This is a genomic window from Streptomyces sp. NPDC002619 (genome assembly GCF_042889305.1).
GTDB lineage: Bacteria > Actinomycetota > Actinomycetes > Streptomycetales > Streptomycetaceae > Streptomyces.
In genome coordinates, this window is the sequence record NZ_JBIAQV010000065.1 from 1 (window position 1) to 26,805 (window position 26,805).

At 69.3% G+C, this 26,805-nt stretch carries 20 protein-coding genes and 3 pseudogenes; 10 read left to right on the plus strand and 13 right to left on the minus strand.

The genetic code is table 11. From position 1 onward, the window contains the following. Window positions 1-256: 256 nt before the first annotated feature. Window positions 257-1,399: a TIGR03118 family protein gene (locus tag ACFYXB_RS41510; protein WP_389590344.1), complete on the minus strand. Its 1,143-nt coding sequence runs from the start codon at window positions 1,397-1,399 to the stop codon at window positions 257-259. A gap of 192 nt (window positions 1,400-1,591) precedes the next feature. Here ACFYXB_RS41510 and ACFYXB_RS41515 point away from each other — a divergent pair. Next, window positions 1,592-2,083 (plus strand): annotated as a pseudogene (locus ACFYXB_RS41515) (transposase); the annotation flags it as partial. 196 nt (window positions 2,084-2,279) lie between these two features. Here ACFYXB_RS41515 and ACFYXB_RS41520 read toward each other — a convergent pair. The 6 genes from ACFYXB_RS41520 to ACFYXB_RS41545 form a co-directional block, all read right to left on the minus strand. Beyond that, window positions 2,280-2,786: a hypothetical protein gene (locus ACFYXB_RS41520; protein WP_389590346.1), complete on the minus strand. Its 507-nt coding sequence runs from the start codon at window positions 2,784-2,786 to the stop codon at window positions 2,280-2,282. Window positions 2,787-3,366: 580 nt separating this feature from the next. Beyond that, entirely contained in the window at window positions 3,367-3,819 is a 453-nt protein-coding gene (locus tag ACFYXB_RS41525; protein ID WP_389590348.1) for a hypothetical protein, read from the minus strand. 105 nt (window positions 3,820-3,924) lie between these two features. After that, window positions 3,925-4,572 carry a hypothetical protein gene (locus ACFYXB_RS41530; protein WP_389590350.1) on the minus strand — a complete coding sequence of 216 codons (648 nt, stop codon included), beginning with the start codon at window positions 4,570-4,572 and terminating at the stop codon, window positions 3,925-3,927. A gap of 181 nt (window positions 4,573-4,753) precedes the next feature. Then, window positions 4,754-7,507 (minus strand): alkaline phosphatase family protein, encoded by a 2,754-nt coding sequence (locus ACFYXB_RS41535; RefSeq protein WP_389590351.1) that lies wholly within the window; start codon window positions 7,505-7,507, stop codon window positions 4,754-4,756. A gap of 6 nt (window positions 7,508-7,513) precedes the next feature. Further along, entirely contained in the window at window positions 7,514-8,887 is a 1,374-nt protein-coding gene (locus ACFYXB_RS41540) for an ABC transporter permease (protein ID WP_389590352.1), read from the minus strand. Then, the gene (locus tag ACFYXB_RS41545; protein ID WP_389590353.1) at window positions 8,884-9,825 is read right to left on the minus strand and encodes an ABC transporter ATP-binding protein; all 942 of its coding nucleotides are present in this window, start codon (window positions 9,823-9,825) and stop codon (window positions 8,884-8,886) included. The genes ACFYXB_RS41540 and ACFYXB_RS41545 overlap by 4 nt, the downstream gene beginning before the upstream one ends. A 540-nt stretch (window positions 9,826-10,365) precedes the next feature. Between ACFYXB_RS41545 and ACFYXB_RS41550 the strand changes: the two genes are divergently transcribed. Together ACFYXB_RS41550 and tnpB are read left to right on the plus strand one after the other, a co-directional pair. Next, window positions 10,366-10,941, plus strand: a complete 576-nt coding sequence (locus ACFYXB_RS41550; protein WP_389590354.1) for an IS607 family transposase — start codon at window positions 10,366-10,368, stop codon at window positions 10,939-10,941. Then, entirely contained in the window at window positions 10,938-12,389 is a 1,452-nt protein-coding gene (tnpB, locus tag ACFYXB_RS41555; RefSeq protein ID WP_389590355.1) for an IS607 family element RNA-guided endonuclease TnpB, read from the plus strand. The genes ACFYXB_RS41550 and tnpB overlap by 4 nt, the downstream gene beginning before the upstream one ends. Window positions 12,390-12,479: 90 nt before the next feature. Here the strand turns inward: tnpB and ACFYXB_RS41560 are convergent. The 3 genes and pseudogenes from ACFYXB_RS41560 to ACFYXB_RS41570 all read right to left on the minus strand — a co-directional run. Then, window positions 12,480-12,902 (minus strand): annotated as a pseudogene (locus ACFYXB_RS41560) (SDR family oxidoreductase); the annotation flags it as partial. A 305-nt stretch (window positions 12,903-13,207) separates the two neighbouring features. Beyond that, a pseudogene (locus ACFYXB_RS41565) lies at window positions 13,208-13,318 on the minus strand (type II toxin-antitoxin system RelE/ParE family toxin); the annotation flags it as partial. Between the two features lie 131 nt (window positions 13,319-13,449). Continuing rightward, on the minus strand, window positions 13,450-13,710 hold the full coding sequence (locus ACFYXB_RS41570; RefSeq protein ID WP_351353434.1) for a type II toxin-antitoxin system Phd/YefM family antitoxin: 261 nt from the start codon (window positions 13,708-13,710) through the stop codon (window positions 13,450-13,452). Between the two features lie 465 nt (window positions 13,711-14,175). On the opposite strand from ACFYXB_RS41570, the gene ACFYXB_RS41575 reads away from it, so the two are divergent. From ACFYXB_RS41575 to ACFYXB_RS41605, 7 genes are all read left to right on the plus strand, one after another. Beyond that, window positions 14,176-15,399, plus strand: coding sequence for an ROK family protein (locus ACFYXB_RS41575; protein WP_389590357.1), 1,224 nt, complete (start codon window positions 14,176-14,178; stop codon window positions 15,397-15,399). Continuing rightward, on the plus strand, window positions 15,396-16,328 hold the full coding sequence (locus ACFYXB_RS41580; protein ID WP_389590359.1) for a carbohydrate ABC transporter permease: 933 nt from the start codon (window positions 15,396-15,398) through the stop codon (window positions 16,326-16,328). The genes ACFYXB_RS41575 and ACFYXB_RS41580 overlap by 4 nt, the downstream gene beginning before the upstream one ends. Next, entirely contained in the window at window positions 16,321-17,238 is a 918-nt protein-coding gene (locus tag ACFYXB_RS41585) for a carbohydrate ABC transporter permease (RefSeq protein WP_389590360.1), read from the plus strand. The genes ACFYXB_RS41580 and ACFYXB_RS41585 overlap by 8 nt, the downstream gene beginning before the upstream one ends. A 62-nt stretch (window positions 17,239-17,300) precedes the next feature. After that, window positions 17,301-18,569, plus strand: a complete 1,269-nt coding sequence (locus tag ACFYXB_RS41590; RefSeq protein ID WP_389590362.1) for an ABC transporter substrate-binding protein — start codon at window positions 17,301-17,303, stop codon at window positions 18,567-18,569. Between the two features lie 65 nt (window positions 18,570-18,634). Then, complete coding sequence (locus ACFYXB_RS41595; protein ID WP_389590363.1) at window positions 18,635-19,747, plus strand: glycoside hydrolase family 15 protein; 1,113 nt, start codon at window positions 18,635-18,637, stop codon at window positions 19,745-19,747. Beyond that, window positions 19,744-21,969, plus strand: coding sequence for a TIM-barrel domain-containing protein (locus ACFYXB_RS41600; RefSeq protein WP_389590364.1), 2,226 nt, complete (start codon window positions 19,744-19,746; stop codon window positions 21,967-21,969). The genes ACFYXB_RS41595 and ACFYXB_RS41600 overlap by 4 nt, the downstream gene beginning before the upstream one ends. A gap of 51 nt (window positions 21,970-22,020) precedes the next feature. Next, window positions 22,021-22,353: a hypothetical protein gene (locus tag ACFYXB_RS41605; protein ID WP_389590365.1), complete on the plus strand. Its 333-nt coding sequence runs from the start codon at window positions 22,021-22,023 to the stop codon at window positions 22,351-22,353. 90 nt (window positions 22,354-22,443) lie between these two features. On the opposite strand, the gene ACFYXB_RS41610 is transcribed toward ACFYXB_RS41605, so the two are convergent. From ACFYXB_RS41610 to ACFYXB_RS41620, 3 genes are all read right to left on the minus strand, one after another. Beyond that, complete coding sequence (locus ACFYXB_RS41610; protein ID WP_389590366.1) at window positions 22,444-23,757, minus strand: MFS transporter; 1,314 nt, start codon at window positions 23,755-23,757, stop codon at window positions 22,444-22,446. 458 nt (window positions 23,758-24,215) lie between these two features. Further along, window positions 24,216-25,319, minus strand: coding sequence for a Gfo/Idh/MocA family oxidoreductase (locus ACFYXB_RS41615; RefSeq protein WP_389590367.1), 1,104 nt, complete (start codon window positions 25,317-25,319; stop codon window positions 24,216-24,218). Between the two features lie 296 nt (window positions 25,320-25,615). Beyond that, window positions 25,616-26,473, minus strand: coding sequence for an aldo/keto reductase (locus ACFYXB_RS41620; protein WP_389590368.1), 858 nt, complete (start codon window positions 26,471-26,473; stop codon window positions 25,616-25,618). Between the last annotated feature and the right edge of the window lie 332 nt (window positions 26,474-26,805).

A 26,805-nucleotide genomic window follows, 5' to 3' on the forward strand; every position in this document is an offset into this window, starting at 1 on the left:
ATCACCCGGCCCACCCCCCTTCTCCCCGGTAGCACTGCGGTGGTCACGAACCTAGCCCGCGGGTCTGACAACCCGCTCCCACCTGCGGGCACCTGAGTGGGAGCGCAGCGTCGCGGAGCGACGCTGCGCCGCTCCGCAACGCAGGTCCAAGGACGGCATTCCCCACCCGGCTGAAGCCGGGCGTCCCCTGCCGAGAACAGGGATGGGTGCGCCGGCCGGGCCACGCGGACCGGCCGGCGCACTGGCACTGCTGTGACTACGGGCGGAACACGCCGATCAGGCCGTGTGCCTCGTTGTCGATGCCTGCGCTGAACCACAGCGAGTCGGTGCCGCCGGTCGCCGCGGTGCCGGGCGTCAGGGCCCACAGACCCGGGATGGATACCGGCTTGTCGGTGGCGGTGTCATGGAGTTGGCCGCTCGCGTGGTGCTCGAACCGGCCGTGCCCGGTGCTGCGGAACACGTTGATCCTGCCGTCGCCGAAGTTGCCGACGAGCAGCGAACCGGCGAGGGAGCCCCAGCCGGCGGGCGCCACGGCCACGCCCCAGGGAGCGTTCAGGGCACCCTTCGTGGCGATCCGGGAGACAAGGCTTCCGTCCGGCGTGAACTCGTCGACGATGCCGATGCCCCGGCCCACCCCTTCGCGGCCGGTGGTGGGGTCCGGCTTGTCGTAGGTCACGAAGACCTTGTTGTCGATGGACTGCGCGTTGAACGGCACGTACCCCTCGGGCAGGTCCGCGTCCTTGAACTGCCAGTCCTTGAGCGCCACCTGGTTGAAGGCGGAGTCGAAGACGTCGATGCGGCCGTGCGCGAAGTCGGCCGCGTACAGCTGGTCGCCGTTCGTCGCGGTGGCCAGCGCGAGACCGGTGTACGAGGCGCCCGGAACGGAGGCCTTGACCTCCACGGGACCCTGGGCGGAGTCGACCTGCGGGCTCCAGGCGTCGATGTCTCCACCGAGGGTGGAGAAGATGAAGCGGGCCGTGCCGCTCTTCGTTCCGTTGCTGAGCACGAAGCCCTGCCCGGTGTTGGCCACCTGGCCGGAGGGAAGGGACGCGGGCGGCGTTCCGGGCACCGTCACGCGGACGCTCGACTTCGTCGCGGTGGTCGCGCCGGCGGGGGAGCCGTAGACGGTGCTGGTGCTGGTCCCTGCGTTCGAGACCCACAGGGGAGAGGTCGGGCTGAGGGCCAGGCCCCAGGGGTTGACTGCGTCGGGGTCGGTCAGCGGCGCCATTCCGGGAACGTCGGAGACCATGTTGATCTGGTTGAAGGAGAAGACTGCTGCGGGGTCGTGATGCCCGGGACCGGGTTCCGCAACGGCGACGGCTGGTACGGCAAGAGCCGCACTGCTCGCGGCCGCCACCAGGGCGGCGACTGCGCGGAACCGGCGCACACTCAGTGACATGGACGGACCTTTCGCGTTTTGTTACGCGAGATGCGTGAACATCCACGAGTACGCGGCCCGTTGGGTAACTTGTTCAAAGATCAACAGTCAAGGCGACGTAAAGGGTTCGGCAAGGGGCGCGGGGGCGAGTCCGGCACGAGGCCGGTCCCCGCATGCCGCACCTGTGGCGGGGGAGGACCCTCCCGCCGAGCCGCCGCCGACGTGACCTGCAACGCCTTTGACGCGCTGAACTACACCACAATGCTCGATCAGTCTGCCGCCAACACCGGAACCCACCCCAAGCAGGCCTTGGTCGACGCCGGGTACTGCTCCGAGACCAACCTTGAGGCCGCGCGAGAGCGCCAACTGGCCTACGGAACCGACACGTTCATGGCCACCGGCTGACTCACCCACGACGAGCAGGTCCCGCACGCACCACGCGGACACATCCCCGCCAGCGCCACCCTCAAGGAGCGCATGGCCCGCAAGCTGCGGACCAAGCCCGGCAAAGCCGCCTACAGCCGCCGCAAGACCATCGTCGAACCCGTCTTCGGACAGGTCATGACCTGCCAGAACGGCCGCCAGCTCCTCCTGCACGGCGAGGAGGGAGCCCGCGGCGAGTGGCGGCTGCTGGCCGCCTGCCACAACCTCCGCAAGATCTTCCGACACGCCGGGACCACCGGTCTCGCCGCCCTGGCTGGCTGACCAGCCAAGCCACCCCGGCCCCCGCCGCGAGCCCTATCAGCCGAACACCTGCCGAGCAGCTCCCAACCACGGCCTCACAGATGCCCACGGGACGACCCTGACCGATCCCATCGATCACGGCCAGCAGGCACTTGCTCGTTACTGAGACACGCTCCTAGGGGGCTTCCCCGGCACGGCAGGAGTACTCGATGCGGCGTCAACTCTGCCGGGCGCGGGCGATGGTGTCGAGCACCCACTCATGAAACACAAGCCGCGGGAAGAATCGGCCTTCGACGTCGAACCTGAGCGAAAAAGATGGGCGCATGCGCAATTCCCGGTGCACGGTGCGGACGCAGACGACGGTGTCCGGAAGGTGCCAGCCCGATCCTATGGGGCCGATCCGGTTGATCCTCGCGTGAATACGGTTCCCGTGGACCAGAGCGGCGCAGCCGTGCTCCCTGGCTTTGGATGCCGGGACGCCGCCGGCCCAGCGGCTGAACTCGTCGAGATACCCGTGCTCGGACAGCTCCCGCAGGGTGATCTTCTTCATCCGCACGTTCTCTGGGCCGTCGAGGAACACTATGAGCTGCGGTACCCCCCTGCGGCGCTGCCAGTGAGCGGGGAGGCCCTGGACGACGCAGTCCAGCACGCGCAGGACGTCCGCGCGCACCGCGGGATCCAGCGACTGGAGTTGTCTCAGCATGTATCCGCCGTCCTCGTTCACCCCCCAAGCGTCCACGAGAGGGACCGCCGGCTCAACAACTCCTGTCATTCAGCCGTGACTGCGCACCTGTGTCGGCAAAAGGCCACCGCGGCCGGCTCTTCTGGTTGAGTGCGTTGCGGGTGTCTTGGTGCTGACCGCAGTGCGGCCGGGGAAGAGTGCGGCTTCGGCGTGTGATGTCGTCGTGATTGCCTGTCAGACAAGGCCACGGTTGCGGCACGCGTGTCCGTGGCGGCACGTACACCGTGGGAACATCCTGCATCCCGGCCCGACAGCGCCAAGGCCGTCGGTCGTGCCTGTGCCGCTGACCTGTTCGGTACCGCCCAGTCGCCTGGTGGGCCGGCCCGCGCGCCCCAGCGCCCGGCCATCCCGCGCCGCTGGAGGACCGCCCCGCAGGCGCACGTCGTCTCCCGTGCGGCCGCTGTGCGAGAAGGCATCCTTCATCCAGGCTCGCTGCGAAGAGAACCTCGGCCTGTCGTCCGGCCCTGCGCGAGGGTTTTGCCCAGGGCCGGGTTCTAGCCGGTCGCAGCGCCACCGTTGGTCGTTTCGGTGTCCGTGTCGGCGACTGTCGGCGGCGGCTGAATCACCCGTCGCCGACAGGTTGCGGACGGAGGGGTGCTGATGGTTCCGGCAAGCGCCAGCAGGCACAGTGCACCCGCCGGAATGTATTTGTGCACAGGAGGGCGTAGTGCTTCGAAATGGCTTCACCGGCTGTGAGCTGGGCTTTCGGCTGATGGTCAGCTGGCTCGGTGGTACTCGTTGATGAGTCCGGCAACGGCTTGTCGGCGTTCGATCCGGGCTGCGGGTAGGGGGACGACGACCTGCGCTCTCGGCAAGGGCAGAGCCGGTGGAGGAGCCCGGCCAGGAAAGCGCGGTCCGCCCGCGTTACGCGCGGCCTGTCGATCTGCCGCTGCCAGACAGCCAACTGGTGGCGCAGCGTCAAGATTTCGATGTCCTTGTCCACAGCGCTCATCGGCAGCAGCCGGATGAAGGCGAACACGCTCGACACGGCCAGGTAGGGCAGTCGCAACAGCACGATCCACCAACTTGACACGCCCATCCGGCCATCACTGGCCTTTCGCGACAATCTGCAGGTCACAGACCATGGATGGGGTTTTCGGCACCCGCACGGCCGGTGGTGTCAGCGTCCGGTCCGGCGCCGCTGCCCGGCGTAGAAGAGGGCCCCACCGGTCACCAGGAACAGCCCCGCGGTGGTGCCGAGGGTGACGGCGTCCGGGCTGCGGTCACCGGACACGTTGTCCATCCACGGGTCGAGAGCTCCGAGCGGATCCTTGTACAGGACGACATGCTCGCCCCTCGTGAACTGGCCGTCGCAGTTCTGCTGTTGGGACAGATCCTGCACGGTCCCCGACTCGTCGACGACCCGGCACTCGGCCAGTTTCGTGGTCCGCTTCACCCCCTGCCGCTCCCCGGTGTCCGTCACCACGGCGTGCACCCGGTCGCCGAATTCCTTGACGTACGTCTCGTAGTACGCCGGCCCCGCGAAGAACGGCAGCGCGAGCGCGGCGAAGGACGCGATCGTCGCTGCCCCCGCCCGGTGCCATGCGCCTCCGGCCACGACGGCGGCGGCTGCCGCCGCGGCCAGGATGACGGGGACCCCTGCCCACATGCCGTAGGGGTACTGGCCGAGGGCGCCGCCGGCCACGCCCACCACCGGGACGAGCAGGGCCCACTTGAGGCTGTTGAGCGTGTGGCGCGGGGCCGTGGACGAGGCGCCCGGCACCGGGGCGAGCTGAAGCGCCTCCGGCTGTGTCTCGTACGGTCCCATCCCGGTCCCATCCCTCGTTCACTGCCGCCCGCGTCGGCGGAACCTGAATCCCGGCCCCCCACGCTAGCCGACACCCGTGACCCGCCCGCACCCTTGTGGAAAACGCAGGTGGCCCCTGACCGGCGGATGCCGGCCAGGGGCCATCTGACGACGGTCAGGCTATGCCGACCGGCCTACTGCGTCAGCCGTCGTTCTCGGCGGACGGGAGGTTGGCGCCGGGGACGTCCTGCGGCGCGTAGACCTTCTTGTCACCCGGGTAGGGCTTGTTGAAGTTGTGGGTGTCGTACCAGGTGTAGCGGTCCATCTGCTCGTTGTTGGCGTAGTCAGGCACGGCGTTCTCGCCGGTCAGACGCTGCTTGGAGAGCCAGCTCTTCCACTCGTTCGCCAGCGGCTGCTGCGACGCCGGGACCGCCACCGAGGTGGGCGCGGCGGCCGCCGCCGGGTTCTGCGGGGCGGGGGTGTCCGTGCCGCAGGAGGGCGCCGGGTTCACGCCGAGGGTCAGCGAGGTCCGGTTGGCCACGGCGTTGAACGGCGTGTAGTCCGGCTTGTTCGTGAACGCGCCGAACATCGGGGTGGCCGCGGTGTCCATCTGGTTCATCGGGTGGATGCCGAGGATCTGCTCGATGGTGCGGACCGCTGTGACCTGCGAGTAGTAGTGGCTGTCGACCGTGCCGTGGTTGGCGTACGGGCTGATGATCTGGACCGGCGCGCGGTGGCCGTCGACGTGGTCCGAGCCCGCCTGGGAGTCGTCCTCGACGATGAAGATCGCCGAGTCCTTCCAGTACTTGCTGTGCGTGATCGCGTCGACCGTGCGGCCGACCGCGAGGTCGTTGTCCGCGACCTGGGCGGCGGAGTTCGCCGGGCCACCGGTGTGGTCGTTGGAGTACCAGAACATGTTCAGGTTCGCGGGACCGTTCTTCTTGAAGTCCTGCTCCCAGACCTGCTCCTTGTAGACGTCCGGCACGCTGGTGTCGAACTTCGGGAAGCCCTGCACCGTCACGTCGTTCAGCGAGGGGATCGCCGAGCCCGTCTGGATCGGGTACTTGGACGGCGACCCGGTCGCGGCCATGTCCTTGCTGTCGCAGTACAGGTTCTGCCAGCTCGAACCCGCCGGCTTCTGCTCCAGCGTCTGGAACTCGCCGTAGTTCTTGACGGACTTCCCGGCCGCCTTCGCACCGGTCCAGATGAAGCCGGACTTCTGGTGGCCGAGGACGTCGTCCTCGGTGTCGTAGGAGCGCGTGTACTCACCGGCGGACGACTCGGTGTACTCCGGGTTGTCCGCCTGCGTGAGCCAGTTGTGGCCCTCGGCGGAGTTCGTGCCCATGTCGTAGAAGTTGTCGTACAGGCCGAACTGCTTGGCCAGCGCGTGCTGGTTGGGCGTGACGTTCTCGCCGAACGTGGTGAGCGAGGGGTCGCCGTTGCCCTGCGGGATGTCGCCGTAGACCTGGTCGTAGGTGCGGTTCTCCTTGACGAGGTAGAAGACGTGCTTGATCGTCGAGGGGTCGCCGAGCCGCGCCGGGACCGGAACCGCGGGCACGTTGCCGTTGTTCTCGGACAGCTTGAGCGAGTCGCCGCGCCAGCCGTTCATCTGGAACACCTTGGGCGTGTACGACTTGATCTCGTCGTCGCTCGGCAGGGTGAACGTGGTCAGGCTGGACGTGGTGTCGTGGGTGCCGTGCTTGGCCGTGGTCGAGCGACGGGCGTCTATGCCACGGGTGTTGGAGACGACGATCTTCCCACCGACGGAGGCGATCTCCGACGGGAAGTAGTCCGTCGGGAGCAGGCCGACGTAGCGGGCGGGCATCGCCGCGCCCGAGTAGCGGTAGACCGCGACGGCGTTGGCGCGGCCCAGGGTCACCAGCAGACGGCCGTCGTCGGTGAGGGTGACGGCGTTGGGCTCGTAGCCGACCGAGGCCTCGGCCCACGGCCGGGTGGAGATGGTCTGGACGACCTTGTCGCTCTTGGAGTCGATGACGGAGACGCTGTTGTCGGAGGTGTTGGTGACGAACAGCACGCCGTTCTTCGCGTACACGGCGGTCGGGTGCAGACCGACGTCGATGGTGCCCACGGCGGCGGACGCGTCGGCGGTGTTGATGACGCTGACGGTGCCGGTGGTGGAGGCGCCGGTGTCACCGTTGGCCGGGACCTGGGTGCCGTAGGAGTTGATGGTGGTCTCGCCGGCCTTGGCCGGGCGACCGCCCTCGTTGGTGACATACAGCTTGCCGCCGACCAGGGCCAGGCCGCGCGGGGCGGTGCCGGTGGTCCAGGTGGTCTTGACGGTGCCGGTGGCGGCGTCGATGGCGACGACCTTGTTCTGGCCGTTGACCGCGCCGTACACGGTGGAGCCGTCGGCGGAGAACACCGCGGCGCCGACCAGGGCCTGGTGGCCGCTGACGGTCGGGATGCTCACGGCGACCGGGTTGGCCAGGGTGCCGTCGGCGTTGACGGTGAACTTGGTGTAACCGGTGGCCTGGCCCAGCCACAGCGACGTGCCGTCGGGCGAGTAGGTCGGGCCTTCCTGGCCCACGGCACTGCTGCTGATGCGCAGGTTGTCGGCCGCGTTGGTGCCGATCTTCTGCGCCACCTTGCCGGTGGACAGGTCCATGATCACCAGGGCGGCGTCGCCGTCGGTGACCGAGGCGGCCAGGTGCTTGCCGTCCGGGCTGACGGTGGACGACATGATCTTGCCGTCGTTGATGACCGTGCGGTCACCGTAGGGCTGGATGTACTGGTCGTCGGAGACGACCTGGCCGTGGTCGGTGACCTGGCCGACCTGCTGGGTGCCGAACTGAGCCGTGGAGGCTACGGCCGTGCCCGTGACGCCGAGGGCGACCGCGATGCCCGCCGTCACCATGAGCGACCGGCGCCCGACTTGTCTGCCGAGGACGTGGAACTGGCCCTTCTGGCTGACCTGGCGCTGCCGAATTACCTGCATGGAGACTTATCCCTTCGAGGTGTCAAGCAGTTCGACGTTCCCGTCGAACTGCCACATCGGGTTCGGCGCGTCCCCAATGGGGGTCCGCACCAGGAAGTAGCCGTTCACTTCCTTCGGTCCGTCGCCATCGGCGACGAACCGCCCGTCTGAGGTGACGTCCAGTTGGTAGATGGCCTGACCTGTGGTCTGGACGCCGGGGAGATGCCACGAGACGACGCAGCGCCAGTCGTTGCCCGGCCCCTCTGCGCGGTCCTGGACATGGCCCTTGCTGCACGCCGCCGTGGCCTTCAACTGGGCCTCGGTGACGGCGGGTCGGTTGAGTTCGTCGGTCTGCATGCGGTACAGGTGCGCGAACGCCGTGGCGACCGAACGCTGCACCTTGTCCTGCTCGATCCCGGAGCCCGTTGCCGAGGTCGTCGCGGCGACGACAGCGAACGACACGGCGGCCACCCCGACGAGCGGCAGGACTCCGACCGTGATGGCGCGGCGGCCCGAACCGTCGTGGCTCAGGTTGGTGAATTCGCGCCGTACGAAGAGCACATAGGCCAGCGCCGTCGCGGCCACGGCCCACACGAGGCTGACGACGACGCCGATCAGCAGCGGGCCGAGCTGCTGCGGGCTGGTGAACAGCCCGTTCCAGGAGATGAAGGCGTAGCTGGGCAGGGCGACCCGGACGGCCACGGGGAGCGGCAGCATCTGGGCGACCGCCATCGCGAGCGCGACGAGCACGGGCACCAGCAGCCCCATCGGGGACCGTCCCAGCGTGACCGACCCGAGGAAGCCGAGTGCGGCGAGCGCCAGGGTCGGAGCGAGGACGCAGATCCAGGAGAGCAGGACCTGAACGGCGGCGTCCGACGGTGCCAGGAGGTGGCCGTCGAGGCCGACCAGCGGCTGGTTGCCGACCGCCAGGAGGCCGCCGACCGTGCTGGAGACCGCAAGCCCGGCCACGAGCAGCAGCAGGACGCTGAGGCTGGCGACCACCTTCGCCACGAAGATCCGCCGGGGTGAGCGGACCGCCACGAGCAACTGGCGCCAGGTGCCGAGCCGGTCCTCGGAGGCGAACACGTCACCGGCCACGACCGAGGTCAGCAGCGGGAGCGCCCAGGTCCCCGCGAAACCGAGCATCACCAGCGGCCCGGCCCACCCGGAGGCGTGCATCCAGCGCCCGAAGAGGGTGTCCACGGGGAGCGTGCTCTGCTGGCTCACGCCGGCGACGAAGAGGGCAGGAGCGATCCAGCAGGCGAGGACCAGCAGGCGGATCCGCCACTGGGAGACGAGCTTGACGAGCTCGAAGCGACAGGCGCGGGTGACGGGGATACGACGGCCCCGGGTCACCGGCTCGTGTTCCTGTTCCGGGCTCGGGGTGAGGGTCGCGGTCATCGGCCGGCCTCCTGCTGCTCGGTGAGGGCGAGGAACGCGGCTTCGAGCGGCGACACCACGGGAGTGAGCTCGCGCAGCGCGACGCCCTCCTCCACGAGCCGCACCACGAGGTCGTCGAGGGCGGGCACCAGGGCGCGTACGACGAGCAGTTCGGCGTCCTGCCGTACCCCGGCGTCGTCGACGACCCGGACCCCGGGCGCGTCGTCGGCCACCCGGCGGGCGGCCTGCGGGTCGGAGGTGAGCAGCCGGTAGTCGAGTTCACGGTTGTCGGCGGCCAGCTTGTTCAGCGGGCCGGAGAAGACGACGCGTCCGGTGGCGACGATGGTCACCTCGGAGCACAGCGCCTCGAGGTCGTCCATGTTGTGGCTCGACAGGACGACGGCGGTCCCGTCGGTTGCGAGCCGGGTGAGGACACCGTGCACGTGCTTCTTGCCCGCCGGATCAAGGCCGTTGGAGGGTTCGTCGAGCACGAGCAGCCGGGGCTTGGTCAGCAGGGCTGCGGCGAGTCCGAGCCGCTGGCGCATGCCGAGGGAGAAGCCGCGGGTGCGGTCGTCGGCGACGTCGGTGAGGCCGACCTCGGCGAGTACGTCGTCGATGCCCGCCGTGCGCGCGTCGTGGCCGCGGAGTGCGGCCAGCGCGGCGAGGTTCTGCCGTGGGGTGAGTGAGGGGTAGAGAGCGGGACCGTCCACGAAGCCGGCGACACCGTCGGGAGCGTCGAGTGCCCGCCCGACCGGTGTACCCAGGACCTCGAGGCGACCGCTGTCGGCAACCGCGAGCCCCAGCAGAAGGCCGAGCAAGGTCGTCTTGCCGGCGCCGTTCGGTCCGACCAGGCCATGGATATGCCCCTGCGTCACATCGAGGTCGATGCCGTCGAGCGCGACGACGTCGCCGAAACGCTTGGTGATCCCGCGAGCCCGGACTGCGATAGGTCTGTCCATAAGTCCCTTCCCTCGTACCCCCAGGGACCATAGGGACTGCTCATGTTGCTCACGAGGATCGCGAGTTGAATGTTGATGGAACATGAAACGACTTGGCATTCGCGACGTCGCCGCCGGGCCGGAGTCATCTACGCTTCAACCAGCGAATTTTGCGATTCCTTGATCAAAAGCGCCGGAGCAAATGCAGAAGTTGCGATCACGAACGATGTGTTCGTTTCTGGGGGGTGACTGGGAAGTAACCCGGCCGCATGGACGGAGGGGCGCGGCAAGCGGATTGACGAGAAGTCAGTCACCGGGGCGGGGACGGTCACTCGGTGTCACCGCCCAGGCGGGACCGAACCGCCCAGGCGGGCCCGCAGCCGGACGGCAAGGGCAACAGTCGCTGCCCGAAATCTAGTTGGATGCCCGGAGTATCGGCCTGTGTGTCGGCGTCGGAGCAGCGTCGTCCGGCCTCGTCGGAGAGGCCGAGTCCAAGGGGGTAACAACTGTTCCGTGAACCATCAGTGAATCTCAACCTTTCTCGTCTATTATCTTGACCATATGAAGCTTTCCGAGTGGGCTGCACGCAACGGCGTGCACTACCAGACCGCGTGGACGTGGGCGAAAGAGGGCCGCATGCCGGTTCCTGTACGCCAGACGCCGTCCGGGACGTGGCTGGTCGACGAGCCCGCCACTGAGGCGTCCGGGCGGGTTGTGGCGTACTGCCGTGTTTCCTCGGCCGACCAGAAGCCGGACCTTGACCGGCAGGTCGCCCGCGTAGTCCAGGGGGCTACCGGTCTCGGTTTGCCGGTCGCTGAGGTGGTGACCGAGGTCGGGTCGGGGTTGAACGGGCGCCGCCGCAAGCTGCACCGCCTCCTGTCCGACCCGAACGCCGCTGTGATCGTGGTCGAGCACCGCGACCGGCTGGCTCGGTTCGGCGTCGAGCATCTCGAAGCTGTCCTGTCGGCGTCCGGTCGGCGTCTGGTCGTCCTGGACCCCGCCGAGACCGCCGACGACCTGGTGCGCGACATCACCGAGGTGCTGACGTCGATGTGCGCGCGCCTGTACGGGCGCCGAGCGGCGAAGAACCGCGCCGCCCGCGCGGTGGCCGTGGCGATGGGCGAGGCCGCCGAGTGAAGAAGTTCCAGCCGCAGCCGGGTTTCGTGGTGCAGGCGTACCGGTACGCGCTCGACCCGAATGCCACCCAGGAAGCCGCGTTGCGCTCGCACTGCGGTGCGGCGCGCGCCGCGTACAACTGGGCGGTCGGCTGGGTGACCGCCTCGTGGTGGCAGCGCACGGCGGAGGAAACCTACGGCGTCCCCGAGACCATGCTGACGCAGTGGCGGCCGTGGTCGCTGCCCGCCCTCAGGAAGGCGTTCAACGCCATCAAGACCACCGATGCGCGGTTCGCGAACTGGTGGGAGGAGAACTCCAAAGAGGCGTACAACACCGGCCTGTCGAACGCCGCCGCCGCGTTCGACAACTACGCGAGGTCGAAGCAGGGCAAGCGGCGCGGCAAGCGGGTGGGCGCGCCTCGGTTCAAGTCGAAGCGGAAGGCGCGCCTTGCCTGCCGGTTCACCACCGGCACGATCCGCGTCGAGCAGGACGGCCGTCACGTCACCCTGCCCCGACTCGGCACCATGCGGGTGCATGAGCGGGCCGACAGCCTCCGCGACCGCATCACCGCAGGCACGGCACGCATCCTGTCCGCGACCGTCCGGCATGAGCGCGGCCGGTGGTTCGTCGCCTTCCAGGTCGAAGTTGCCCGGGAGATCACCCGCGTCGCCCGCCCGGACACCGCCGTCGGCATTGATCTCGGAGTGAAAACCCTCGCGGTGATGGCCGACAGCCACGGGGAGATCCGCACCGTCTCCAACCCGAAGCACCTCGACGGTGCGCTGAAGCGGCTGCGCCGGGCATCCCTCGTCGTCTCCCGCCGCCAGGGCCCCGACCGGCGCACTGGACGGCAGCCGTCCAAGCGGTGGGAGAAAGCCAACGCTCAGCGCAACAAGGTGCACCACCGGATCGCGAACCTGCGCCAGGACGCCTTGCATAAGCTGACCACCAAGGTCACGGCCGAGTACGGCACCATCGTGGTCGAAGACCTGGGCGTCGCCGGGATGCTCAAGAACCGGCGTCTGGCCCGGAAGATAGCCGACGCCGGATTCGGGGAGATCCGCCGCCGGCTCACCTGCAAAACCCAGCGCCATGCCACCCGCATCACGGTCGCCGACCGCTGGTATCCCTCCTCGAAAACCTGTTCCGGCTGCGGCGCGGTGAAAGCCAAGCTGCCGCTGCACGTCCGGACCTACGCATGCGACGCCTGCGGTCTCGTCCTCGACCGGGACGACAACGCGGCCCGCAACCTTGCCGCCCTCGCGGCGGCCTGCACGACTGGTACCGGAGTGGCCGGAGACCAGGACGCCCTCAAGGTGTCGAAGCCTCGTGGAGCCGACCAGAAGACCCGCGCCACCCGCCGCAGCCGCAAGGCCGCGGCGGGGCGGGCAGGTGGCGCAACCCTGCCGCGTCAGCGGCGGACAGAAGCGAGAGACCGTACTCACGCCGAAGCTCTCACGCTTTGGTGACGTGACGGACCTTCCGGGCCGGAATGCCCGGAATGCTGAGAGTCGCTGAGGCTCTCAGTAACGGGTCGTTGGCGCGGGTCCCGTTCGGGGTCCCACCGCGCCCGAGGGGTTGTCGGCGGCCATCTGCGTCTTGGCCTGTTCGGCCGCCTCCTTGGGCATCGACTTCTCCAGGATCCCGGAGTCGATCGGGCCGGGGCTGACCGCGTTGACGCGGATCTTGCGTGGGAGCAGTTCACGGGCCAGGCTGCGGGTCATCGAGCGCAGCGCCGCCTTGCCGGCCGCGTACGCGCTGAGCATCGGAAGTCCCAGCACGTTCGCCACGGACGTGGTGAACACGACGCCGCTGCCTTCCGCCAGCAGCGGAGCGAGCTTCTGCACGGTGAAGTAGGGGCCCTTGGCGTTAATGGCCAGCAACTGGTCGAAGAGTTCTTCGCTGGTCGCCTCGAACGGTGCGAAGCCGTTGACGCCGGCGTTGGCGAACAGGGCGTCGACCGTGCCGAATTCGGCCTTCACCGGGTTCCTCCGAGGATGCCCCGGCCTGAAGGCCGGGGCATCCTCGGAGGAACCCGGTGAATCCGCGAAGAACCTCCTCGTCCGCGAAGCCTGACGCGCCCGGTCCACAAGGGCAGGCATGGCGGAAGTCTCCGTGGCGTCCGACGGAGACGGGCCGGCGGCTGCACCGCCATCGAGGCACTTCGCCCAGTCGGCCAGGAGCGGGGTCAGTTGGCCGTGGACGGCGCTTCGGCTCGTGCGTGGGTGGTGGCGAGGCGGCCACCGGTGGGTTGGTCCGGCTGCTGATGGCGCCGTCGCTGCTCGTTCTATCGCACACGTCCGAGGTGGATCACGCTGACGCGGATCTGCTGGTCACTGATCTCGTACATCACGCGGTAGCGGCCGACGTGGATGCGCAGCAGGTCGGCGCTGCCGAACGCGCCGTCAGGCCGGGGGGCGTCGGCGAGGTGGTCGACGGCGGTGAATACCTGCCGGACTCCGTCGGGGTCGTCTTTGGCGAACCGCTCGGCTTGGGCGAGGGCTTCGGGCTCCTAGATGACCTCGTGGCTCACGCCTCAGCTCCGCCGAACACGCGGCGGTAGGCCTCGTCGTGCGGGACGCCGGCGTTCTCGTCGCGGGCCTGGCGGGCGCGGTAGGCGGCCAGGGCCCGCAGTTCCTGCAGTTCGAGGGCGTCGGCGGGACTGACCAGTATCGCGACGGTCTGCCCGTGGTCGGTGATCGCGACCGGTTCACGGGTGGCACTGACCTCACGCGCGATGGCGCCCAGGCGGGCTCGGGCTTCCACGATCGAGTACGTCGTCTCCGTCATGCACACCATGTTGCAGAAGTGAGCACATGTCGGCGCGTAGTCCGTCGGCGGTCCAGGAAAGGGCTGACCGGTGAGCGTACAGACCCGCGTCGTGGGATTGATCGCCTGGTGGGTTGGGACCCGCCACCGAGCGGAGTTGCGGCAGCGGGCCCGCACATCTCAAGGCGGCGGGTCCGCCGTCGTCCTGGTCGCCCGGACGGTGCCGCGGTGCCGGTGGGCCTGACGGTATTGGGCAGCCGTAGTCCGGGCTTTGTCGCCGCCGCGGCGTGTCTGGCGCCGTGCGGGAGAGCCTCTGCGTGCCCTGGGGTCGTTGCGCAGTCGGAGGCGTGCCATGCCCGAGGGCTTCCCGGGGGCTGTGTCCGGATCGCTGCTGGAAACCTCGTGGAAATCGGGGGTTGACGTGGGGGTGGGTCCGTTCTAGCTTTCGTTCGGCGAGTTTCTTAAGAAACTAAAGAAAGAGCGCGAATGAACCGGTTGGCGGGTGAGGACCTCTCCAGTACGGCTGTGCTGGCCCTGCTGGGCAGGGCTGGGCCGATGTCGCGGGCCGCGCTGGCCCGGGAGCTGGGGATGAGCGCGGCGACGCTGACCCAGGTGACCCGGCGTCTGCTGGCGCAGGGGGTGATCGAGGAACTCGACCGCCAGGAGCCTTCCCGCGGGGGCCGGCGTGCTCGGCTGGTCGGCCTCGTCGGCGACGCCGGCCGGGCCCTGGGTGTCAAGGTGGCCGCCGACCACGTCGTGCTGGTCGACATGCGCCTGGACGGACAGGTCACTGACACCGTGACGGTCCCCTTCGACGCCACGGCGCTTGAGGCGGTGCCCGCGATCGTGGAGTTGCTGCGCCCGTTCACCACACCCCGCGAGGACCTGCCGCCCCTGCTGGGGATCGGGGTGGGGGTGCCCGGCTCCGTCGACCGTCCGGACAGCGGGGTCGTGGACGCCGCGATGCTGAACTGGCAGCACGTGCCGCTGGGTACCATGCTCGGCGCGGCTTTGGGGCTTGCCGTTTTGGTGGAGAACGACGTCAACGCGTTGGGCAGCGGTGAGCGCCTGTACGGGCGGGGCCGCACCCTGAACGACTTTTTGGTAGTCACCATCGGCCGTGGCGTCGGCTTGGCCATCGTCGCGGGTGGCCATGTTTACCGCGGCGCCCACGGAGGCGCCGGGGAGTTCGGTCATGTTCCGGTCTCCTCGGACGGTCCGCTGTGCACGTGCGGGAATCACGGGTGTCTGGAAGCCCTGATCGGTGATGCCGCCCTGGTGCGCACCGCGCGTTCGGCCGGCCTGGTCGGCGAGGACTCCACGCCGGATGATCTCGCCGACTTTGCGAACGGAGCCGATGACCGGGCCGAGCAGGCACGCGACATCCTGCGGGAAGCGGGGGAGGTCCTGGGCCGCCAGCTGGCCGGGCTGACCACCGTGCTGGACCCGGAGGAGATCGTGGTCATGGGGGAGGGGACCCGCTCCTGGCGCTGGTGGGAGCCGGGGGTCAGGGCAGCCCTGCAACGCCATGGGCGTCGCCGGGATCAGGAGCTGGCGATCACTGTCGAGCCGTATACGGACACGATCTGGGCGCAGGGAGCTGCTGCCCTGGTACTCGCCGCGTCGTTGGACGGAGGCGTCGGCAGCGTCGATCCCCGTCGCCGCGTCCACGGGCTCGGCGATGGGGCGGGCAGCCGGAGTGTGACATGACGATCAACCCCCTGTTTGCACGTGCCGGTCACACCCCGGCCTTGGCCGCGATACGGCGGCGCAAGTGGCGCAACCGCGCTGCGGTGGCGTTCTTCCTGGCGCCGAGCGCGGTTCCGCTCCTGCTGTTCACCGCCGGCCCGATGCTCTCTTCGCTGTGGATCAGCCTGCATTCCTGGGACCTGATCTCCCCGATGCGCTGGGTGGGGCTGGCCAACTACACACACTTGCTGGGCGATGGTGACACCCGTGCCGCGTTCTGGCACACCGTGTACTTCATCGCAGGCTATCTGCCGCTGGTGTACGTGGGCGGCCTGGCGCTGGCGCTCGCCCTCAACCGCCGCATGCGGGGGCGCAGCATCCTGCGGTCGATCTACTTCCTGCCGGTCGTCACCAGCTGGGTGATGGTCTCTTTGACGTGGAAGTGGATCCTCAGTCCCGACGGGGGACTGCTCAACCGGGCCCTGGCGGCCGTGGGTCTGCCGACTCCTGACTGGTGGGCGTCCCCGACATGGGCGCTGCCGTCGGTGATCCTCGCCTCGGCGTGGAAGGACCTCGGGTTCGTCATGGTCATCCTGCTGGCCGGGCTGCAGGCGATCCCGCGGGAGGTGTACGAGGCGGCCACGATCGACGGAGCAGGCGCCTGGCAGCGGTTTTGGCGCATCACACTCCCGCTGCTGTCGCCGTCCACCTACTTCGTCGTCCTCATCTCGCTCATCAACGGCTTCCAGGTATTCGACCAGGTCTTCGTGATGACCGGCGGCGGCCCCGCCGGGTCCTCGCGGCCCGTCGTCGAGGAGGTCTACGACCTGTCCTTCCGATACGGGCAGGTCGGTACCGGCTCGGCCCTGTCCTGGCTGCTGTTCGCGGTGATCATGGTGGTCACCGTCGTCATGACCCGCATCCAGCGGCGGTGGGTGACCCATGCCTGAACTGACCCGGACACCCGCCTGGCCCCCTGCGGCCAAGCCCGAGTCCTCCGCCGTTGTCCAGCCGCGCGGGGCACGCCGCCACCATCCCGCGGCCGCCCGCCGGCGCCTGCGGGCGGCATCCCTGACCACCCTGGTGGCCTTGGGAGCGGCCGGGATGCTCTTCCCGTTCCTGTGGATGCTGATCACCTCGCTGCAGCCCGATGGCAGCGGCATCACCGCCCCCTCCCTGCTGCCCACCGCCGTGAGCGGGGACGGCTACCACAGACTTTTTCACGCGGTGCCCTTCACCCGGGTCGCCGTCAACAGCCTGTGGCTGGCTTTGACCTCGACCGCCATCCAGCTGATCACCAGCTCCATGGCCGCCTACGCCTTCTCCCGGCTGCGCTTTCGCGGCCGGGGCCTGGTGTTCGGCTGCTACCTGGCCACCATGATGATCCCGCTGCAGGTCCTCATCGTCCCGCTCTTCGCGGAGATGAAGACACTGAACCTGGTCGACACCTACGTCGCCGTCCTCGCCCCGACCCTCGCCTCGGGCTTCGGAGTGTTCCTGCTGAGGCAGGCGATGGACGCAGTGCCCCGGGAACTGGACGAGGCGGCCCGCCTCGACGGCGCCGGCCACCTGCGGATCTTCACCTCGGTGATGCTGCCGCTGGTGCGCCCCGCACTGGCGACGTTCTCCGTCTTCGCCTTCATGGCCAGCTGGAACAGCTTCCTGTGGCCGCTGGTCATCATCCGATCGCCCGAGTTCATGACCCTCCCGCTGGCACTGGCCAACCTCCAAGGCCAATTCAGCACCCAGTGGAACGTGACCATGGCGGGCTCCGTCCTCGGCACCCTCCCGATCATGATCCTCTACCTCTTCGCCCAAAAGTACGTGGTGCAGAGCGTCGCCCAGTCGGGCCTGAAGTAGCCCCGGCCACCCCCTGCATCCCCTCCCTTTCCTCGCATCCCCTGCCACCCCAGGAGACCGCCATGCACACCCCCCGGATCGCCCTCGCCGCCGGCGTCGCGGCACTGGCCCTGACCACCGCCTGCGCCCAAGGCTCCGCGACCAGATCGGCCTCCGCCGACGGCGTGACCACCGTCCGCTACATGACCTTCTCCGCCGGCGCCGACCACGCCAAAGACCTCGACGCCATCGTCGCGGCGTTCGAGAAGAACAACCCCACCATCAAGGTCCAGGTGCAGTCCGTGCCCTACGCGAACTACGCCACCACCTTGCAGACCGCGATCTCCGGCGGCACCGCGCCGGACACCTTCGAACTCGACCAGCAGAGCCTGGCCACCTACGCCTCCTCCGGCGCCCTCTTGGACCTGGCCCAGCCCGCCGCCAAGGACCCGGCCTACCACTCCTCGGCCTACGCCCCGGCCAACCTGAAGGCCGCACAGTACAAGGGCACGCAGTACGCGCTGCCGGAGTCCTTCTCCACCGTGGTCCTCATCTACAACAAGACGCTCTTCGCCAAGGCCGGCGTCCCTACTCCCACCGCCGGCTGGACCTGGAAGGACGAGCAGGCCGCCGCACGCAAGCTCACCGACGCGGGCAAGGGCGTGTGGGGCGATTTCCAGCCCATCACCTTCAACGAGTTCTCCAAGGCCCTCGACCAGGCGGGCGGCTCCTTCCTGTCCGCCGACGGCACCAAGGCGACGTTCGACAGCCCCCAGGGCATCGCCGCCGCGAAATGGCTGATCAGCAAGAACAAAACGACCATGCCCGATGCGGCGAAGAGCGCGAACACCCCCGACTACGACACCAACCTGTTCAAGGCCGGCAAGCTCGCCATGTGGCACAACGGCAACTGGCAGTTCAGCGCCCTGCAGAACGTGCCCTTCGACTGGGACGTGGCCGTCGAACCCGGTGACACCCACAAGGCCAGCGCGGTCTTCCAAAACTCCGTCAGCATCTCCAAGACCACCCAGCACGCCGACGCCGCCTTCAAGTGGCTGGCCTACCTGACCGCCTCCGACACCACCGCCAAAACCCGCGTCGACTCCTCCTGGGAACTCCCGCCGCTGGCCGACACCAGCAAGGTCGCCGACTACCTCAACGCGGGCAAGCCCGCCAACCGCCAGGCCGTCTTCGACTCCCTCAAGCAGCAGGCCACAGCGCCCGTCATCGCCAAGCAGCAGCAGATGCAGGACATCGTCAACAACGCCCTCACCGACGCCGCCGCCGGCCGCACGGATGTCGCAGGGGCACTGTCCCAGGCCGCCCGGCAGGTCACCGCACTGCTGAAGTGAAGCCTCGGGCGCACCGGGTACCTCCACTCCTCCGCACCCCGCACCACCCACACAGGAGACACGCCTTGTCCACCCCCACGACGCAGTCGCCCGGTCATGCGCGCCTGGCCCGCCGCAGCCTGGAGGTGATCACCGCCCACCAGGCGCCCTCCGGGGCCTACCCGGCCTGCCCGAGCTACCCGGTCTACCGCTACTCGTGGTTCCGCGACGGTTCGTTCATCGCGGAGGCCGCCTCCCGCGCAGGCGCCGCCGACTCCGCCGACGCCTTCCACCGGTGGTGCGCCAAGGTCGTCACCGACCGAGCCGACCGCATCGAGCGGATCATCGCGGCGAAAGCCGAGGGCCGACAGCCCGCCGAGACCGACCTGCTGCCCACCCGCTACACCCTGGACGGCCAGGACACCGGCGACGTCGGCTGGTGGGACTTCCAGACCGACGGCTACGGCACCTGGCTGTGGGCGCTGAGCGAGCATCTGCGCCGACACGCCGGCGACCCCGCCCCCTACCGCGAGGCGATCCGCCTCACCATCGGCTACCTCGCCGCGACCTGGGACCTGCCCTGCTACGACTGGTGGGAGGAGTCCAAGGAACACCGGCACGGAGCAACCCTCGGCGCCATCCGCGGCGGCCTCGCGGCCATCGAGGCGGCCGGCCTCGACGACACCGGGCTGTGCGCACACACCGTCACCCAGATCGACACCCTCGTACGCGAAAACGGCCTGCACGAGGGCCACCTGGCGAAGTGGCTGGGCAGCAAGGCGGTGGACGCGAGCCTGCTGGCCTGCCTGACACCGTTCGCCTCCGTGGACCCGGCCGGACCCATCGCCCAGGCAACCCTCGCCGCGATCGAACGAGACCTGCTCGAGCCCGAAGGCGGCGTGCACCGCTACCTGGGAGACGTCTTCTACGGCGGCGGGCAGTGGCCCGTCCTCGCCGGCCTCCTCGGCTGGCACTACGCACGCATCGGCCGCACCGACGACGCCCGCCGCGAACTGGACTGGATCGCCTCCCACGCCACCGCCGACGACCTGCTGCCCGAACAGGCCCCCGGCGCAACCCTCCTGGCACCCGAACACCTGCCCAGGTGGCAGGAGCGCTGGGGACCGAACGCCACCCCGCTGCTGTGGTCCCACGCGATGTACCTGATCCTCGCCCACGAACTGGAAGTCTCCGCATGATCCGCCACCGCCCGCACGGCTCGGGCCACGCCTACCAGCTCACCGACGACCAGCGCGTGCCCGTGATCCCCCTGGCAGACGAGCCATTCGAGATCCGCGCCTCGACCGGATACGGCGTCCAGGCCGTGGTGTGCGAGTGGGACACCGGCGACGGCGTCACCGAACTGACCGCCGCCATCGAAGGGGCCGGCGAGCCCACCGGCGACAGCGGCGGCGACACCGACAGCCACCTCGCCGCCGCGGCCGCGGGCGGCCGCGGCACCCGCCACCGCTGGGTGGTCCGCCCCGCCCCGCTCGCCGAAGGCACAAGCGCCCGCTACCGCTTCGTGGCCCACCACCAAGACGGCCGCATCCGCCGCACCTCCTGGCACACCATCGCCCCGGCCGTATGGCACAGGGGAGCCGCACAGCTGCAGGTCACCCACGACACCGGCCGCCTGGTCGAGGACTCCACCTCCAGCCTGGTGGCCGCCGACGGCACCATCCTGCGGGTCCGCTTCGCACTGCGGCTGGCCCCAGGCGAGCACGTGGTCGGCTTCGGCGAACGCTACAACGCCGTCGACCAGCGCGGACGCACCCTGGACGCCCAGGTCTTCGAGCAGTACAAGGGCCAGGGCTTCACCCCCCGCACCTACCTGCCCATGCCCTTCGCGATGGTGCTGGGCGGCGACAGCTGGGCCTTCCACCTGCGCACATCTCGCCGCACCTGGTACGACATCGGCGCAAGCGACCCCGGCCTGCTGTGGGTCGAGGCACAGACCCCGCCGGACGGCTCACTCGAGACCGTCTGTTTCAACGGCGCCCCCCATGAACTGCTGTCCGCCTTCCTCGACGAAGCCGGACGCCCCGAGGAACTACCCGACTGGGTCTTCCGCCTGTGGGCCAGCGGCAACGAGTGGAACACACAGCAGCGCGTGCTGACCGAGATGGACCGCCACCGCGACGAGGACATCCCCCTCGGCGCGCTGGTCATCGAAGCATGGAGCGACGAGGCGACCTTCACCGTCTTCCGCGACGCCCAGTACACGGTCAACGAGGACGGCGCCCCCCACCGTCTGGCCGACTTCACCTTCCCCGCCGACGGCGCCTGGCCCGACCCCAAGGGCCTGGTCGACGAACTGCACCAGCGCGACATCAAGGTGCTGCTCTGGCAGATCCCGCTGATGAAGATGCGCCCCGCACCCCGCGGCCAGGCCGCCGCGGACGCCCGCGCAATGATCGACCACGGGTACACCGTCATGGAGGAAGGCGGCAAGCGGCCCTACCGCAACCGCGGCTGGTGGTTCCCCCAAGCCCTCATGCCCGACCTCACCAACCCCACGGCACGCCAGTGGTGGCTGTCCAAGCGCCGCTACCTGGTCGACGAGGTCGGCATCGACGGCTTTAAAACGGACGGCGGCGAACACGCCTGGGGCGAGGACCTGCGCTACGCCGACGGCACCACCGGCGCACAGACCAACAACCTCTTCACCGTCGAATACCCTTCCGCCTACCGAGAGTTGCTGCGCCAGGGCGGCAAGGCACCGGTCACCTTCAGCCGCGCCGGGTTCACCGGCTCGCAGAACGCGGGCGCCTTCTGGGCCGGCGACGAAGACTCCACCTGGCACGCCTACCGCCACTCCCTCAACGCCGGCATCACCGCCTCGGCCTGCGGCATCATCTACTGGGGCTGGGACATCGCGGGCTTCTCCGGCGACGTCCCGGACGCCGAACTGTATCTGCGGGCCATGGCGGCATCCTGCTTCATGCCGATCATGCAATACCACTCGGAGTACAACCACCACCGGCTGCCGCTACGCGACCGCACCCCGTGGAACATCGCGGACCGCTCCGGCGACGCCCGCGTCCTGGAGATCTCCCGCAGATACGCCCACCTGCGCGAGCGCCTGGTGCCCTACCTGGCACAGGAGACCCGCACCGGCCTGGCACAGGGCAAACCGCTGATGCGCGGACTGTTCTTCGACGACCTGCAGGACGAACGCATCTGGGACTTCCCCGATCAGTTCCGGCTCGGCTCGGCACTGCTCATCGCGCCGGTCACCCAACCGGGCGCCGCCAGCAGGGAGGTGTATCTGCCCCACGGCGAGTGGGTCGACGTCTGGACCGGTCACCGGCACACCGGCGGGCAGGCCATTCAGCGGGCCACCCCCCTGGACATCATCCCCGTGTATGCGACCGCCGACCGGTGGGCTGACCTCGAAGCACTCTTCATCGGTAACTGACCCCGCAGGACAAGAACCCCGTGCGGGGGCGCGCCCGCATACCCCCGCACGGTGAACACCGGATGCATGGCCGGGCTTGCCCGCCCGCAGGTACGGCGCCCACGTACGCGTGGTGAACAGGCTGCCGCCGCCACCGGCGAAGCTGGCGACACTCCACTGGCCGACCTCCAAACCCAGCATGAGACCTTCACCACCCGGCTGGCCGACGCCCTGCAACGCGCCGCTGACCAAGGCGCCGTCCAAGAGGAACTCCTCGCGCTCGACCGCGAGCACACGGCCATGACCCAGCAGCACAGCACCGCCACGGCCGGCCTGTCCGCCCGCAACGCCAGCTACGACACCCTCACCGAGCGCCTCACCGAGGTCAACGACCCGTCGCTTTAGCGCAAGGCCGTGAAGTTACGGCTGCGATGATTTCACGCGTGATGACACACTGACCCGACAGCGGAGCCTCCGGTTGTGTGAACGGCTTGTCTAGGTTGGTGGCAAGGGACGGCGGCCTTGGTGTGGCGGAGTGCCGGACGCGGAGAGCGGAGCCCCGGCGAGGGCTGCCGGAGGCTGGGGGGAGGGAGGTCCGCCCATGCGTTGGGCTGCCGTGCCTTGTCCGGCTTCCGCGCCGGACGAAGCGACCGCTTCGGAGCGACGACTGCCCCGGTCCATGAGGCCGCCCGTGAAGGCGAGGCCGAGACCGGCCATGGCGAGAGCCGCGCCGACCAGGTTGGGCGAGGCCCAGCCCCAGCCCGCCGAGATGACCAGGCCGCCAAGCCAGGCGCCGCCCGCGTTGGCAAGATTGAAGGCGGAGTGGTTGGAAGCCGCCGCCATCGTCGGAGCGTTCTTCGCCTTGGCCATGAGCAGCATCTGGACGGGCGTGGTGATGAGGGAACCCAGCGCGCCAATGAAGGTGATCGTCACCAGCGCGGGCACGGTGCTGTGGACGGTGAAGTAGAACGTCACCAGCGCTGCGGCGAGCAGAGCAAGACCCGCATACAGCGTCGGCCGCAGAGCGCGGTCCGTGAGTGGGCCCGCAATCAGCGTGCCGAGGGTCATGCCGACGCCGTAGAGCGCGAGGACCAGGGTGGTCGAGGAGTCGGAGATGCCCGTCAGGTGCGTCAGCATGGGCACGAGGTAGCTGTAGACGGCGAAGAAGCCACCGAACCCGACAACGGCCGTGGCCAGGCCGATCGCCACCTGCTTGTTGCCCATCGCCCGCAGCTCGTGCCGGATGCCAGACTGCTGGCCGCGTGGTTGGTGAGGAACGAAGAAGGCCAGCGAGGCAAGGGCGACGAGGCCGATGACGGCGACCGCGTAGTAGGCGGACTGCCAGCCCAGCTGCTGGCCGAGGGCCGTGCCGGCCGGTACACCGACGATGTTCGCAATGGTGAGTCCGAGGAACATCCTCGAGACGGCACGTGCCGCCCGTTCGGGGGCGACCAGCCGGGAGGCGACGACGGCGCCTACGCCGAACAGTGCGCCGTGCGGCAGACCTGCCAGGAAGCGCGCGGCAAAGAGCAGGCCGAAGTTGGGAGCGAGCGCGGACGCGGTGTTACCGACCACGAACAGCCCGGACAGGAGCAGCAGCAGCCGCTTGTGGGGTACGCGCGCACCGATGCCCGTCAGCACGGGGGCGCCGACGACGACGCCGAGCGCGTAGGCCGAGACGAGGTTGCCGGCGTGCGGCACGGACACGCCGATCCCGTCAGCGATCTGGGGCAGCAGCCCCATCGTGGCGAACTCGGTCGTGCCGACGCCGAACGCGACGACAGCCAGGGCCAGCAGAGCCAGTGGCATGGCGTAGGGGAACCTTTCGAGACAGCGGTCCGGGGACGGATGGAGGAGGGCGCGCCTGGGGCCTCTCCGGCCCCGTGGCCAGCCCTGCGTAACCCCAGAACGAGGCAAGCCCCCTAAGGGCAGCAGCGGGAGGAGGCCTCGCATTCCAAGATCGATCAGCACATGTCGGTGACCTCTCTCATGCCGTCTTTGCGGGTGACGGGGCACGAGGAGGTATGTCTGAACGCCGGTGGGACTTGTGACATCGGGGGATGGCGGCTCGTTGAGGAGCAGGTTGAGCCGGTGGTGGCGCGCATGCGTACTGCGGGCGGAAGCTGGTGAGTTCGACGGTGTGTGCCGAGGCCGTCGAGGGAGGGCCGCGGCGAGGGCCGGGGCGGGCCCTGCGGCGCCCTGCGGGCCGTAGCAGAGATCAGCTTGCCGGCCGCTCAGCGTCGGGCGCGATCAACGGGCCGGCGGTGTCAGCGGGCCGCCCACGCCTCCACCGCTGTCGTCACCGGCGCCCCCGTCCGAGCCGACTCCTCGATCGCCATCGCCAGCAGATGGTCCTGGCAGCCCTCGGCCAGCGGATACGGTTCCGGGCCCGCGTCCCGCACCCATGCGCCCGTACGGCACAGCAGATCCACTACCGCGAGATCGTCCTCGGACAGGCTCGCGCCCAGATAGTCGTTGCGCCACACCACCCGTCCGTCGAAGGAGATGTGGTGCACCTCGGCGCCTTCCAGGTTGAGATCCGTGCCGGTGCGGCGCCGCATCAGAGGGGACTCCACGGGCGTACGGGGATCGGCCATCCGCACCACGGTGTCGTCCACGATCTCGCCGAGTGAGCCGCGCACCACGACGCGGCGGGCCCGCAGCGGATTCCACCACTGATTGTCCGTGAAGTCGTACAGGCCCGTGCGGGCCGCGCCGAAGTCGAGGAAAGCGAGGGTGGTGACGGCGTCCTTGGGCGTCAGGTCGTCCGACCAGCCGCGGGGGGACAGCGGGTCGGCGAGCGGGGCGGTGAAGGCCCGGGCCGTCACCGTCGCGGGCCCGGAACCGACGTCCAGCGTGTGCCGGATCAGCGAGATCGCGTGGTACATGTGTGTCGAGGACACCTGGACCGACGTGACCTCGCCGATCAGGCCCTCCCTCACGAGCGCGATACGAGCGGCGTGGCCCGGCATGAGCGGGTACTGCTCAGCAACTTGGACGAGTGCACCGCCGCCGACGCGCGTCGCGCCCCCAACAGCGCCCCACAACTCCCGCAGCCCGACAACGTCGGGTGCCGGCGGCGTTTCGGCGAGGACCGGTACCTCGCGCTCGACGAGTTCTCGTACGACCTCGGGCGTGACGTCCCACGGCACCGACGCGACCACGAACTCCGGCCCGCTGGCGCACAGTTCGCCGACAGTCCGGAAGGCGGGTACCCCCCACGCGGCCTCAACCTGCGCGGCCCGTGCGGCCGAGCGCGTTACCACGCCGGCCACTGTCAGCCGTTCCGGCAGCGCCCGCGCCAGCCGTGCGAGGAACGCAGCGCGCCAGCCACTGCCCACGATGCCGAAACGTACGGGTGCTGCGCTCACGTGTCCGCTCCTTCATGTACTGGGCCGGGGAGTCCATCTGCGCGCCGACGTGAGATGATCGCCGCTGTCGGCTCCGCCGCCCCGTGGAACTCGGCGATCAGCTCCGCTTGCGCCAGGGGCGCCATGTTGTCGATGAGATCGCGCGCGGCATCGACCATGCGGCCGAGGCAGTGGCCCTGCGGGCCGCCATGGCCCACTCCACGTCGTCATCCCGACGGGTACGTGCGCATTCCTTGGAGCCCTCGTGCGACGCCGACTCGGTGGCCGAGCCGGCGTCAAGCGCAGGCTGCACCGTGTCACGCGCTGTCCAGCTCGGCGATTTCCTCGTCCGTCAGCTTCAGGTCCACAGACGCTGCCGAGTCGCGGATGGTTTCCGGTCGGCTCGCGCCGGGGATCGGAACGACGACCGGCGACTTGGCGAGCATCCAGGCCAGACAGACCTGCTGTGGGCTGACCCGGTGAGCCTCGGCGACCCGCGCGAACGGTGCGTAAGCCGAACCCAGTTCGCGCGCACGGGAAATGCCGCCCAGAGGACTCCACGGCAAGAACGCGATGCCGAGCTCGTCACACAGCCGAAGCTCCGGCTCGCTGGAGCGGAAGGCAGGCGAGAACTGGTTCTGGACGGAGACCAGGCGGCCGCCGAGGATCTCGTTGGCCTGCCGGATCTGGTCCGGGTTGGCGTTGGAGATACCGGCCATGCGGATCTTGCCCTCGTCGAGGAGCTCCCGCACCGCACCGACCGACTCCGCGTAGGGAATCCTGGGGTCGGGACGGTGGAACTGGTAGAGCCCGATGGCCTCCACGCCAAGGCGGCGCAAGGAGGCCTCACAGGCCTCCTTGATGTGCTTGGGGGAGCCGTCCAGCGTCCAGCTGCCGTCTCCGGGGCGCAGGTGGCCGCCCTTCGTGGCGACGAGGACCTCCGCACCCAGCGCGTGGCGGGCGAGAGCCTTGGCGATCAGGGTTTCGTTGTGACCGACTTCACCGGCGTCCCGGTGATAGGCATCGGCGGTGTCGATCAGCGTCACACCGGCGTCGAGCGCGGCGTGAACCGTGGCGAGGGAACGTGCCTCCTCCGGGCGGCCCTCGATCGACATGGGCATGCCGCCCAGGCCGATCGCGCTGACCTCGACGTCACCGATGCGGCGAGTGTGCATGTGCTCGAGACCTCTTTCGACTTTCAGGCGGAACTGATGCCGGCCAACACCTGCGGTACGGGCCTGCGGCGACGTCGGCACAACCCAGCGTCGTTGAGCAGCAGCCAGGGGTCCAATAGAAGAAAGCGAACGCATTCAGCAGCAAGTTCTCTGAATGGGGCGACCTTCACAACGCTCACCGATGGCAGCGCGAGCCGGATCGCGCGCAACGGCATTTGACTTCCTCCCCCTCGTGAGCGAGGGGGATTCCCTTATGAGGGGGTTCGGCCGGTCGCCCGGCTTACGGGTTCCTGTTTCACGGACCGGCTGATGCCGAGGTCTCCGCAGGCTGA

Coding starts and splice junctions, on each gene's coding strand:
- ACFYXB_RS41570 (WP_351353434.1), bottom strand. CDS start 13,710: ATGACGGAGACGACGTACTCGATCGTGGAAGCCCGAGCCCGCCTGGGC.
- ACFYXB_RS41610 (WP_389590366.1), bottom strand. CDS start 23,757: ATGCCACTGGCTCTGCTGGCCCTGGCTGTCGTCGCGTTCGGCGTCGGC.
- ACFYXB_RS41550 (WP_389590354.1), top strand. CDS start 10,366: ATGAAGCTTTCCGAGTGGGCTGCACGCAACGGCGTGCACTACCAGACC.
- ACFYXB_RS41510 (WP_389590344.1), bottom strand. CDS start 1,399: ATGTCACTGAGTGTGCGCCGGTTCCGCGCAGTCGCCGCCCTGGTGGCG.
- ACFYXB_RS41590 (WP_389590362.1), top strand. CDS start 17,301: ATGCACACCCCCCGGATCGCCCTCGCCGCCGGCGTCGCGGCACTGGCC.
- ACFYXB_RS41575 (WP_389590357.1), top strand. CDS start 14,176: ATGAACCGGTTGGCGGGTGAGGACCTCTCCAGTACGGCTGTGCTGGCC.
- ACFYXB_RS41580 (WP_389590359.1), top strand. CDS start 15,396: ATGACGATCAACCCCCTGTTTGCACGTGCCGGTCACACCCCGGCCTTG.
- ACFYXB_RS41535 (WP_389590351.1), bottom strand. CDS start 7,507: ATGCAGGTAATTCGGCAGCGCCAGGTCAGCCAGAAGGGCCAGTTCCAC.
- ACFYXB_RS41600 (WP_389590364.1), top strand. CDS start 19,744: ATGATCCGCCACCGCCCGCACGGCTCGGGCCACGCCTACCAGCTCACC.
- ACFYXB_RS41585 (WP_389590360.1), top strand. CDS start 16,321: ATGCCTGAACTGACCCGGACACCCGCCTGGCCCCCTGCGGCCAAGCCC.
- ACFYXB_RS41530 (WP_389590350.1), bottom strand. CDS start 4,572: ATGGGACCGTACGAGACACAGCCGGAGGCGCTTCAGCTCGCCCCGGTG.
- ACFYXB_RS41540 (WP_389590352.1), bottom strand. CDS start 8,887: ATGACCGCGACCCTCACCCCGAGCCCGGAACAGGAACACGAGCCGGTG.
- ACFYXB_RS41620 (WP_389590368.1), bottom strand. CDS start 26,473: ATGCACACTCGCCGCATCGGTGACGTCGAGGTCAGCGCGATCGGCCTG.
- ACFYXB_RS41545 (WP_389590353.1), bottom strand. CDS start 9,825: ATGGACAGACCTATCGCAGTCCGGGCTCGCGGGATCACCAAGCGTTTC.